Here is a 10,943-nt window from a genome sequence, read left to right as displayed (position 1 = left end):
AAGGGAGGTCAAACATAGGCCAAGAACTTACTCCCTAAAATTATATTAGCTCTTAACTGACCAGTATTAGGCCCTAGCGACCTTAATGTAAAAAAATTCTCTAAGAGCACAAAAAAGCTAAAATTATAAGTATCCAATGAAACAGGACGGCCACCAATGAAACCTTTATCTCATTTACCTCTCGCTTTCTTCCTCTGCCTTTTTTCCTTCACGGCTAATGCATCACAACTTGAAAGTTTGAGCAACACTGTGCTTCAAGCCGATAAAACATCGGTAGCAGATAACTCAAACCAATCAGATCTGGTTCAAATGACAATGGAACAATTAGGGATAACCCAAACACAAGCTCAAGGTGGGCTGGGCAGCCTACTGTCGATGGCTAAAGCAAGCATGGGAGCAAACAGCTTTAGCCCTATAGCTGATTCTATTCCCAACATTAATAGTTTACTTCAAGCAGCCCCTAAAGTGGATAATACCTCAACCTTATCCACTCTCAATAATCAATTAGGCAACCTCAGCCCTACAGCAAAGGGAGGACTCATGGTATACAGTGCTTTTGATCAATTAGGCTTGTCCAAAGGACTGGTTGATCCTATGATGGATATTCTTGAAGACTATTTAAATACCAATGGTAGCAAAGGCAGTTCTGACTTACTCATGAAAGCTTTGACTCCTTTAACAGTGACACAAGATCCACTCGATCTGAAATAACGACACCAATGCACCATTAATCGTTTTAACATTGAGTATCACTATGATAGAGAAATTAAAGCAGTTCTTAAATTTTCATACTCAGGAGCTTTCCCCAGAAGAGAAAGCTCAACACTTGAACTTAGCTGCAGCATGCTTACTCTTAGAAGTCATCTATGCCGATGACTCTTTCTCTGCTGAGGAAGCCAATTTACTCCCTGAGCTGCTTGCCAAAACGCTAAAGTTAAACAAAGATGAAGTCAATACGCTCATTAACGATGCCAAACGTAAACAGAAAAAAAGCACTTCTCTTTTTGAGTTTACTTCAGAAATTAATGATCAATTCTCCATTGAACAAAAACAGCAATTGATTTTAGCCATGTGGCGCTTAGCTTATGCAGATGGTCATTTATGCCAATACGAAGATCAATTGATCCGCAGAATGGCTGAATTACTGTATTTAAAACACAGTGAGCTCATACAAATGCGCAATCTTGCACTTAAAGATAATAATACCAATTCCATTATATAGATGATCAATTCAGAGCTTCTCAGGCTTTTCAATTCAAGGCGCATTTATGCAGTAATGGTGATTCCCTTTCAAATGAATGCAACGCAGAAGTGGAATGTCTGAGAAGCTCACTGTGTGCGGGTTTCAACATACTTTATGCTACGTTAGCTGCTTTCGATATACGACCTCATGGATGAGGGAGGTAGAGCGACGTTTGAACCCAAGCCGAGAATAACTATTAGCTTCAATCAGCTGCGACCGCCATGGATGGTGGGACTGTCTGTTAATGCAGGAGCAATTAACGACCTTGCCTACAGCATGTTGAATTCCCGCTGAAAGATCACTTATATAATGGAATTGGTATAACTAAAAAGCCACTTGATGTGGCTTTATAAGCTAACTTAGACATTAAGCTAAAGCTGCCTGCCTGCGCTTATTATGCTGTTTACGCCACTCCAAACTGCCAAACAAGAGCACAAGCAAACATACCGCATAAAACATACTAGCACCTAACGCAACAGCCAGAGCTAGACAGAAAAAGCTACTCAGCAAGACTATTAGCCAATAACTTTTATTCAGTAATCGTCCTGCCGCCAACATAGAAGCCAAATAAATGATCACAAAAACGCCATTTGTCCACGAAATAAGATCTTCTAGCTCCTGCCCTGTCATATAAGTCATCACAATCACAAAAGCCATAACGCCCAATACTGTATTTGATGCTCTGACGGGTAAACCATTCGTATTTAATGTCGAAAAATACTTAGGTAATACGCCTTCTGTACTAAAACTATGAATAAGTCTCGAGACACTTGCAGTATAAACATTCACTGTCGCTAAACCGCTTGCAACACCCAATATGCCAATAATTTGCGCCCCGTAACCACCAAAAGCCTGGTTAATCACTCCCACCATAGCAACACCACTATCGGTCGGCACTTTTAATAACAATAGCGTACAACCTAAATAAACTAATCCGACTAACACAGTGCCAATCATCATTGCTGGCAACATGTCTTTTTTAGGGTTACGAAAGTCATTCGCCAAATGTGTCATGGCTTCCACACCTAAAAAGCTCCAAAAAGCAATACTGGCTGCAATTGCAATGGAATTAACATCAGGCTCTATATGCATCGCTTTGATATCACCTATGGTCTCCCCAGCTGAGCCAAACAAGGCAACGACAATCGCTACAACGCCTAACGTCAGCATAAACTGCATTTTTGCTGAAATCTGAATCCCTTTTTGATTAAGCAAAAACAGCACACTGAGCAATAATAACTCTACCCCCACCTGAGACCAACCCGACAACACCACTAACTCATTCACAAATTGAAAAGTCATTAAAATTGCAGCAGGGGCGCCTAATGGCACAACCAGAACAAACATGAGCCCAATTGTTCGTCCCGCACTCTTTCCAAATGCTTTTTCGACAAAGTATGCGGGGCCTGCGGCATGAGGAAAAACACTTGCTAGACGCCCAAATACCAAAGTCACTGGAATAATTGCCACAGTGAGCAATGCCCAAGCAATTAATGCTCCACTCCCAGCCGCCTCTATGGTCAATTGCGGTAAAATAAATACGCCTGTCCCTAGCAAAGTGGTGGCCATCAGGCCCGCACCTTGCCAACATCCAATCTTTCCTTTCATTGACTTTTTACACTATTTAACAGATTGATAATCTGTCTATTATAAACTTCCTCTTCTCTAAAGTCTGACGCTCAACTCTGTCATACTCACAGCATTTCCGTTAAAATGACGGAATTCTCTCAATATTGCCACATTCTGCCTGAAATACTCACATGGATAAATTTGACTCTGCCATTTTGAATGCACTCAAACAAGACGCTAGACAAAGCATCTCAAGCATTGCTGAGCAAGTGAATTTATCACGTTCAGCCGTATCCGACAGAATAAAAAAAATGGAGCAAACAGGGATTATTCGAGGCTACCAAGTGCTGTTAAGTGAATCTCAAAAAACAGGCGTATCGGCTTACTTTGAAATTCAACATCATTGCCCACGCTGTGCGGATGTGATCCATGTTTTTCAAGCCATTCCTGAAGTCATTACCTGCCGTGGGATCACTGGCGATATGGACTTATTAGTCTATGTACAAGCAAAATCAATGCAAAGACTCCATGAAATCAGAGAATATATTGATGCACAAACCGATATTATTAAAATAAAAACCCATGTGGTCATGAGTGAATGGATAGATAATCAAGGTTAAAAACGAAAAAAACCTGCCATAGCAGGTTTTTTTGGATTAAATCGAATGGTTAGGCTTCCATTCGACCTTTTAGTTTATTCATCGCATTTTTTTCAAGCTGTCTGATCCGCTCTGCAGATACCTGATAAGTTTCAGCCAATTCTTGCAGCGTTGTTTTTTCATCGTTTAACCAACGGGCTTGCAAAATATGCTGACTACGCTCATCTAAAGTTTTAATGGCTGACAACAAACGGGAATGATTTTCAGAGTCCCAATTATCATTTTCAACTTGTGAAGCAAGGTCCGATGAATGATCTTCTAAATAGTGCATAGGGGCAAAATCATGATCATCGTCGTTGTCAGTAGACAAATCAAACGCGGGATCTTGTGCCGCCATTCGCGACTCCATTTCGGTCACATCAGCCTTAGACACACCTAAATTTTCGGCCACCATAGTCACTTCATCGTCACTAAACCAACCTAAACGTTTTTTTGCTTTTCGCAAATTGAAAAAAAGCTTTCGCTGGGCTTTCGTTGTTGCCACTTTAACAATACGCCAGTTTTTCAAGACATATTCATGTATTTCAGCTTTTATCCAATGTACAGCAAAAGACACCAAGCGCACACCAACATCGGGATCAAAGCGTTTCACCGCTTTCATCAAACCAATATTGCCTTCTTGGATTAAGTCTGCCTGGGGTAACCCATAGCCAGAATAACCTTTAGCGACATGAACAACAAATCTCAAATGAGACATAATTAACTGCTTTGCCGCTTGCAAGTCACCGGTTTCTTGAAGACGCTTCGCCAACTCATATTCCTGCTCAGGCTCAAGCATACTAATACTTTGGGCCGAGTGAACATAAGACTCTAGGCTACCGCTACCTTGAGGAACCATTAGTGCCATTGTTTGCGTTTGATCAGTCATTCACGCTCCTAACTGTACTTAAACCTATCGATACACTGCTTCACTAAAGACTTTTAGCAGACTGAAGAACTATCGACTATCTGACAGAATATGTCAACTATTCTACTAAGTAAATCCCACTTAATTATACTCAAATAGTCTATTACACTATGTGATATAGATCTTCATTTTCATTAGCAGCTATCTTTTACCGCGCTTATTTTTGCAGCAAGATGGTTCAAATGCAAATGAAGTCTCATTCATGTATAGCTAAATCAATATACCCGTGTCATCTTAAGTCACAGGGATGTACATTATAGACTCAATAATACTAAGAAGGTTCAATCGCTTTTAAATGCTGCCTCACAGATAAATATGATCCTAACCAGCCAAGAAAAGAAGCCAATATAACCAATTGTATTAATTCTGGAAAAGTTAATGACTGCATTTTAAGTTCACTGCCATACAAGCCTAACAGCTCTCCCAGTGCTGATGACAAATATAACACTAAAACATTAATAATTAACCAAGCCAATACGCCGCCAATGATACCGTACCAAATCCCCGTATAAAGAAAAGGCCGCCGAATAAAGGCTTCTGTCGCCCCCACCAGCTTCATCACTTCAATTTCTGTTTGCCTGTTCATAATCGCAAGTCGAATGGTATTACCTATCACTAAAACCACCGCTAACACTAACAAAGTGGCAATCGCTAACACAGTTCGTTCAAGTAAATTTAATATCGCTTGTAAACGCTCTAACCATTCTATGTCCAAGCGCCCAAAAGACACTTCTGGCTCTTGCTCTAATTTGGTCAACAACATTCTCGCCCCTTCTGGACTCGAATAATGCAAAGTCGGAATAACGGTAATCACCGCTGGTAAAGGATTAGAATCTAAATAAGATAAGGCTTCTCCAAAACCAGAGAGACGTTGAAACTCAGCCAAAGCTTGCGAACGATCAATGAAATTAATCTCACTGACTTCAGGATAAGCCTGAATACGTGTTAATAAACTTTGCATAACCTTGTCATTGGGCTGATCGTCAATGAACAATGATATTTCGGCAGCACTGTTCCATGAATGCGTAATCGCCTCGGCATTTTTCACCAAGACTTGTAATGCCGCAGGTAAGCTTAAACTCAAGCCTAAGACCAGCATAGTCATCACAGATGACACTGGATTTCGCCATAGCTCCCCCATACTCGTCATGCCGTGTTGAATATGGCGCACAAAAAACATGATAAAACGGCCCGATAAAGGAAGTTTACTGCGATTAAGCGAGATAGGTTTAGATTGAGTCATAAGTACATTCCTTTCAACATCACAGTAATTTTCCTTTACTGATACAACAAAATAACTTAATTATTGATGCTCTAGCTCTTGTGCCCCTAACATTTTTCCTTGTTTTAGGGTCAAAGTACGGTATTTCATTCTCGCAATTAATCCCAAATCATGGGTGGCAATGAGCACTGTCGTACCTGCATTATTAAAAGTCTCAAATAAACCTAGTATATCCATGGATAACTTGGGATCTAAATTCCCCGTAGGCTCATCGGCTAATAACAAAGGCGGCTTGTTGACAATCGCACGAGCAATGCCCACTCTTTGTTGTTCACCACCAGACAACATGATGGGCTGATGCCTTTCTTTGCCATACAAGCCCACCATGTCTAATGCACCTGCCACCCGTTTACGAATTTCACTATGAGAAAAGCCTTCAATCATTAAAGGTAAAGCGACATTGTCAAACACACTCTTGTTCATCAATAAATGATGGTTTTGAAAAATCATTCCAATATCACGACGAAGATAAGGCACTTGGGATCGCTTCACTTTCGCTATGTCATGGCCATTTATCGCAACACGACCACCATTCGCTCTTTCTATGACTGTGATTAATTTGAGCAAGGTACTTTTTCCCGCGCCAGAATGCCCAGTTAAAAAAGCCATTTCTCCCACTTTTAAATGAAAGCTCACATCAGATAGCGCTTTTTGACCACCAGCATAAACTTTACTGACTTGCTCAAATTGAATCATTCATTCTCCTAGATAGCCTGTCCTTTATTTAGACACATAATGGGCTTATTACTTGTCGAGATTATCCGTACTCTCTTGGCTAAATAAAGCATCAATAAAGTCTTTGGCATTAAAGGGGCGTAGATCCTCAATTTGTTCCCCCACTCCAATATGGCGAATGGGGATACCAAATTTATCTGCAATAGCGAAAATGACCCCACCTTTTGCCGTTCCGTCTAACTTACTCATAGTGATCCCTGTCACACCTACGGCCTCTTTAAACAATTGAGCCTGACTAATTGCATTTTGTCCCGTACTGGCATCAAGGGTTAACATCACCTCATGAGGCGCATTCTTATCTTGCTTTTTCATGACACGAACAACTTTCTTGAGTTCATCCATTAAATGCGACTTATTTTGTAATCGGCCTGCGGTATCGGCAATCAAGACATCAATATTACGTGCTTTAGCCGACTGCAACGCATCAAATAATACAGAAGCACTGTCTGCGCCCGTATGTTGAGCAACCACAGGAATATCATTACGTTGCCCCCACACTTGTAATTGCTCCACTGCCGCCGCCCTAAAGGTATCTCCAGCAGCCAACATAACTGACTTACCTTGTGCTTGATATTGTTTCGCTAATTTGCCTATGGTAGTTGTTTTACCCACACCATTGACACCTACCATTAGAATAACAAAAGGCCCATCATTATTTTCAGGCACTAAGGGCACAGACACAGGCTCTAAGGTTTTTTGCATTTCTTCTCTAAGCAAATCATATAAGGCTTCGCCATCTTTTAGCTGCTTTCGACTCGCCTGCTCCGTTAGAGAATCAATTAAGCGAGTTGTGGTTTCAACACCCACATCAGCAATTAATAACTGCTCTTCTAACTCTTCAAATAAATCCTCATCGATTTTTTTACCACGAAAAAGCCCTATAAAACCACTACCAATATTTTCACTGGTGCGCTTGAGTCCGCGCTTTAAGCGCGCAAAAAAACCTGTTTTTTCCGGCCTAGCCTGTGGCTCTGGCTGAATATCTTGTTCATCAATTGCGGCTTTTTCTGCAGCCAGCCTTTCTTCTTCGGCCCTCTGCGCCTCTAATCGAGCTTGTTCCTCAGCCGCCGCTTTTTCTGCAGCGAGTCTTGCTTCTTCGGCTCTCTGCGCCTCTAATCGAGCTTGCTCCTCAGCCGCGGCTTTTTCTGCAGCGAGTCTTTCTTTCTCGGCTCTCTGAACCTCTAATCGAGCTTGCTCCTCAGCAGCTGCTTTTTCTGCAGCTAGTCTTGCTTCTTCGGCCCTCTGCGCCTCTAATCGAGCTTGTTCCTCAGCAGCGGCTTTTTCTGCAGCGAGTCTTGCTTCTTCGGCTCTCTGAACCTCTAATCGAGCTTGCTCTTCTGCCGCCGCTTTTTCGGCAGCTAGCCTTTCTTCTTCGGCTCTCTTCGCTGCACTTTCTAAAGCTTGGCGCGCTTGTTCCTCAGCTGCCGCTTTTTCTGCTGCTAGCCTTTCTTCTTCGGCTCTCTGCGCTGCACTTTCTAAAGCTTGGCGCGCTTGTTCCTCAACCGCCGCTTTTTCTGCTGCTAGCCTTTCTTCTTCGGCTTTTTGCGCTGCACTTTCTAAAGCTTGGCGCACTTGTTCCTCAGCTGCCGCTTTTTCAGCAATTAGCCTTTCTTCTTCGGCTTTTTGCGCTGCACTTTCTAAAGCTTGGCGCGCTTGTTCCTCAACCGCCGCTTTTTCAGCAGTTAGCCTTTCTTCTTCGGCTTTTTGCGCTGCACTCTCTAAAGCTTGGCGCGCTTGTTCCTCAGCCGCTTTTTCATTTTGTACTTTTTGTACTTTGTCTTCTACTACTGTTTCTGTTGTTACCTTCTTGACTTCATCTTTAGCTTTATCTTTACGAAACCAAGAAAAAAAACCTTTTTTTGCCATGTTAGATACCAGTGCTCAAATAACGAATATATAATGCAATTAGGGTAAAAGACGCCTAAAAAACACCTCAATGACACATTAAAATAGAGATGTTAATCGACAAAACGACGGTATCTCACCTTTTATGCCCACTTTGATATAAAATAACGACTTTAAATCAAAGCGTGACAGTCTACCACTTTCTTTCTTCAGGCAAAATCATGAGGGCCAAATGACCAAAAAAAAACCAAAGATGGGTCAAGTTCGTATCATTTCAGGACAATGGCGATCACGTCGTTTACCCATTCATGATTTAGAAGGCTTACGCCCAACCACAGATCGTGTCAAAGAAACGCTTTTTAACTGGATTAGTGCCGACTTGGCTGGCGCCAGAGTACTAGATTGCTTCACAGGAAGCGGCGCATTAAGTTTTGAAGCCTTATCACGCTATGCCAATTTTGCACAAATGTTTGAACTGCAAGCCTCCGCCGCTAAGCAATTACAGCAAAACTTAGCCACACTCAAATGCGAACAAGGTCAAGTTATTAAAGGTGACACACTCACCCTACTCAACACCGCACCTACTGAACCCTTTGATATTATTTTTATCGATCCCCCTTTTCGACAACAGCTTGCAAAGCCATGCATTCAAAAACTCAATACTCACCAATGGCTCGCACCCAATGCATTAATTTATCTAGAAACCGAAACAGAAGTCGCACTATCGTCACTCAATATTCCACCACACTGGATGCCACTTAAAGAAAAAGTTGCCGGACAAGTCACTTATCGTTTATTTCAATCAACAAACACAAACTGACATTGGCTTTATACTTTCCTAGACTTAAAACATGTTAAGTCTAGGGCATCACTTTATGCGCCCCAAAGTTCTGCATTTAATTAATGACGCTCAATTTGGTGGCATTCAATCAGCACTGAGGAGCTTGCAAGCATCAACATTAGTCGATGATTTTGACTTTGATATTCAAATCATCAATCTCAAACAGTATTCCTTTATTCACTACAAGGCTGATGTTTTATGCCTTCATCAAGCATTAAGTTGGCATGTGTTGCCTAAACTGTTATTACTCAAATTACGCCACTTACATACACCCTTTATTTATCAAGAGCATCATTATTGCGATGGCTTCGTAAAACAGCAAATCACTAAGCCTAAACGTTTTTTTCTTATGCTAAAACTCAGTTATAGCATAATGACTAAAATTATCTCAGTCTCTCAATCTCAAGCTCAATGGATAAAAAAACATAATCTTATCCCTCCTCATAAACTCTTCATATTAAAACAGGGGGAGGATTTACATCCCTTCACTCACTTAGGGATAAAAAAAGTCAAAAAAACTTATATTTTCGGTGCCTATGGCAGAATGCATACACAAAAAGGATTCGATACTCTCATCAACGCCATGAAGCTCATTCAACATAAAGATATTCAGCTGAAAATTGCAGGCTCTGGAGAACAGGAAGATGCACTTAAAAAGCAGGCATCGTCACTGGCTAATGTTCAATTTATTGGTGTTTGTCACAATATCCCTGACTTTCTTAACCAATGCGATGCCATCATTATTCCATCAAGATGGGAACCTTTTGGCCTCGTCTTTCAAGAAGCAATGGCAGCAGGAAAACCTATCCTTCATTCAGGCGTTGATGGCCTCAATGAGCAAAGCGCCTTACTTGATAATCAGCAAAATGAAGGCCTCTTTGAACAGTCTGCCGAATCCATCGCTAAATCAATACTTGAATGTATTCAATCCCCTCCCAATACGCTGACACCAAAACAGCGCTCTCAAATGCAGCAAAAATGGAATGAAACCCTGAGTCAGTGGAAAAATTTATTAAACACTTTGAAAAAATAACAATTAAAAAGGAGAAAATCATTTCCCCTTTTTAAAAGCTAACAGGTTCAGTTGATCATCAAACTTTGATTGCTTGAGTTTTCATCATAATTCCATACATGATAAGTCGGTTGACTGCCATCAAAGGTCCAAATAGCAACAATCAATTCCTGTTGCGCACTCCCCAATACAAGGTTCGCAGCCAATACGCCTTCATTTAATGGCCCTCTTAATAGGCAAGTATCGTAATCAACCTTATAACCACCTTCATCCTTGGTCACAAACTCCTCACAAATAGAGACATAGGCTCTATCAGTATTTCCCGTATCTATACCTACAAACAAAGTATACTCAGAGAGCAACTCATTACTCGAATCAACAACCAACTCGCTTAATGATGTCATATCGACCGCAGCTTGCTCATCATTAGTCACCTCTGCAGGCTCTTCTTCGACAAGATCTGCAGCCACCGTTGTAATTGTTGAACTATCATCAGTCGCGCTAGTTGTACTGGTATCAGTAGCCATGGTTGTACTTGTTGAGCTATCATCAGTCGCGCTAGTTGTACTGGTATCAGTAGCCATAGTTGTACTTGTTGAGCTATCATCAGTCGCGCTAGTTGTACTGGTATCAGTAGCCACGGTTGTGCTTGTTGAGCTATCATCAGTCGCGCTAGTTGTACTAGTATCACCTGTGGAACTTGCCGCTGCAGAGCCATTATCACTCGCCGTAGTTGAAGAACTGGAAGAACTAGAATCATCCCCGCCTCCTCCGCCTCCACAAGCAACCAGTAGGGAAAATAAGCCTACAATACATACTCTTTTATACATTGAATTATTCATCGTCATTC

General features: G+C 41.4%; 11 protein-coding genes. 5 read left to right on the top strand and 6 right to left on the bottom strand.

What is annotated here, in order from left to right:
- Positions 1–156 precede the first annotated feature (156 nt).
- Both Q0791_RS05070 and Q0791_RS05065 read left to right on the top strand, forming a co-directional pair.
- Positions 157–711, top strand: a complete 555-nt coding sequence (locus tag Q0791_RS05070) for a DUF2780 domain-containing protein (RefSeq protein ID WP_299003486.1) — start codon at positions 157–159, stop codon at positions 709–711.
- Positions 712–754: 43 nt separating this feature from the next.
- Entirely contained in the window at positions 755–1,222 is a 468-nt protein-coding gene (locus Q0791_RS05065) for a TerB family tellurite resistance protein (protein WP_299003484.1), read from the top strand.
- 387 nt (positions 1,223–1,609) lie between these two features.
- Here Q0791_RS05065 and yjeH read toward each other — a convergent pair whose 3' ends face one another.
- Positions 1,610–2,851: an L-methionine/branched-chain amino acid transporter gene (gene yjeH, locus Q0791_RS05060; RefSeq protein ID WP_299003483.1), complete on the bottom strand. Its 1,242-nt coding sequence runs from the start codon at positions 2,849–2,851 to the stop codon at positions 1,610–1,612.
- A gap of 152 nt (positions 2,852–3,003) precedes the next feature.
- Here yjeH and Q0791_RS05055 point away from each other — a divergent pair, with 152 nt between their 5' ends.
- Positions 3,004–3,432 carry an Lrp/AsnC family transcriptional regulator gene (locus tag Q0791_RS05055; protein WP_299003482.1) on the top strand — a complete coding sequence of 143 codons (429 nt, stop codon included), beginning with the start codon at positions 3,004–3,006 and terminating at the stop codon, positions 3,430–3,432.
- A 49-nt stretch (positions 3,433–3,481) separates the two neighbouring features.
- On the opposite strand, the gene rpoH is transcribed toward Q0791_RS05055, so the two are convergent.
- The 4 genes from rpoH to ftsY form a co-directional block, all read right to left on the bottom strand.
- Positions 3,482–4,339 (bottom strand): RNA polymerase sigma factor RpoH, encoded by an 858-nt coding sequence (gene rpoH / locus Q0791_RS05050; protein WP_299003481.1) that lies wholly within the window; start codon positions 4,337–4,339, stop codon positions 3,482–3,484.
- Between the two features lie 310 nt (positions 4,340–4,649).
- A complete protein-coding gene (ftsX, locus tag Q0791_RS05045) occupies positions 4,650–5,621 on the bottom strand; it encodes a permease-like cell division protein FtsX (RefSeq protein WP_299003480.1) in 972 nt (323 codons plus the stop codon).
- A gap of 60 nt (positions 5,622–5,681) precedes the next feature.
- Positions 5,682–6,356, bottom strand: a complete 675-nt coding sequence (gene ftsE / locus Q0791_RS05040; RefSeq protein WP_299003479.1) for a cell division ATP-binding protein FtsE — start codon at positions 6,354–6,356, stop codon at positions 5,682–5,684.
- Between the two features lie 48 nt (positions 6,357–6,404).
- Positions 6,405–8,261: a signal recognition particle-docking protein FtsY gene (gene ftsY, locus Q0791_RS05035; protein ID WP_299003478.1), complete on the bottom strand. Its 1,857-nt coding sequence runs from the start codon at positions 8,259–8,261 to the stop codon at positions 6,405–6,407.
- Positions 8,262–8,472: 211 nt separating this feature from the next.
- Here ftsY and rsmD point away from each other — a divergent pair, with 211 nt between their 5' ends.
- Both rsmD and Q0791_RS05025 read left to right on the top strand, forming a co-directional pair.
- Positions 8,473–9,060 carry a 16S rRNA (guanine(966)-N(2))-methyltransferase RsmD gene (gene rsmD / locus Q0791_RS05030; RefSeq protein ID WP_299003477.1) on the top strand — a complete coding sequence of 196 codons (588 nt, stop codon included), beginning with the start codon at positions 8,473–8,475 and terminating at the stop codon, positions 9,058–9,060.
- Between the two features lie 55 nt (positions 9,061–9,115).
- Positions 9,116–10,114 carry a glycosyltransferase gene (locus tag Q0791_RS05025; RefSeq protein ID WP_299003475.1) on the top strand — a complete coding sequence of 333 codons (999 nt, stop codon included), beginning with the start codon at positions 9,116–9,118 and terminating at the stop codon, positions 10,112–10,114.
- 47 nt (positions 10,115–10,161) lie between these two features.
- Here Q0791_RS05025 and Q0791_RS05020 read toward each other — a convergent pair whose 3' ends face one another.
- Positions 10,162–10,935, bottom strand: a complete 774-nt coding sequence (locus Q0791_RS05020) for a hypothetical protein (protein ID WP_299003473.1) — start codon at positions 10,933–10,935, stop codon at positions 10,162–10,164.
- Positions 10,936–10,943 lie beyond the last annotated feature (8 nt).

The organism is uncultured Shewanella sp. (genome assembly GCF_947495455.1).
In the GTDB taxonomy this organism is placed as follows: domain Bacteria; phylum Pseudomonadota; class Gammaproteobacteria; order Enterobacterales; family Shewanellaceae; genus Shewanella.
Note: the sequence above shows the minus strand (reverse complement) of the source record. Positions and strands in the feature narration are given on the sequence as shown.

What these genes read in the sequence shown, in the direction of transcription:
- Q0791_RS05070 (WP_299003486.1), top strand. Translation starts at nt 157, where the DNA reads ATGAAACCTTTATCTCATTTACCTCTCGCTTTCTTCCTCTGCCTTTTT.
- rsmD (WP_299003477.1), top strand. Translation starts at nt 8,473, where the DNA reads ATGACCAAAAAAAAACCAAAGATGGGTCAAGTTCGTATCATTTCAGGA.
- rpoH (WP_299003481.1), bottom strand. Translation starts at nt 4,339, where the DNA reads ATGACTGATCAAACGCAAACAATGGCACTAATGGTTCCTCAAGGTAGC.
- Q0791_RS05025 (WP_299003475.1), top strand. Translation starts at nt 9,116, where the DNA reads ATGCGCCCCAAAGTTCTGCATTTAATTAATGACGCTCAATTTGGTGGC.
- ftsY (WP_299003478.1), bottom strand. Translation starts at nt 8,261, where the DNA reads ATGGCAAAAAAAGGTTTTTTTTCTTGGTTTCGTAAAGATAAAGCTAAA.
- Q0791_RS05055 (WP_299003482.1), top strand. Translation starts at nt 3,004, where the DNA reads ATGGATAAATTTGACTCTGCCATTTTGAATGCACTCAAACAAGACGCT.
- ftsE (WP_299003479.1), bottom strand. Translation starts at nt 6,356, where the DNA reads ATGATTCAATTTGAGCAAGTCAGTAAAGTTTATGCTGGTGGTCAAAAA.
- Q0791_RS05020 (WP_299003473.1), bottom strand. Translation starts at nt 10,935, where the DNA reads ATGAATAATTCAATGTATAAAAGAGTATGTATTGTAGGCTTATTTTCC.
- yjeH (WP_299003483.1), bottom strand. Translation starts at nt 2,851, where the DNA reads ATGAAAGGAAAGATTGGATGTTGGCAAGGTGCGGGCCTGATGGCCACC.
- ftsX (WP_299003480.1), bottom strand. Translation starts at nt 5,621, where the DNA reads ATGACTCAATCTAAACCTATCTCGCTTAATCGCAGTAAACTTCCTTTA.
- Q0791_RS05065 (WP_299003484.1), top strand. Translation starts at nt 755, where the DNA reads ATGATAGAGAAATTAAAGCAGTTCTTAAATTTTCATACTCAGGAGCTT.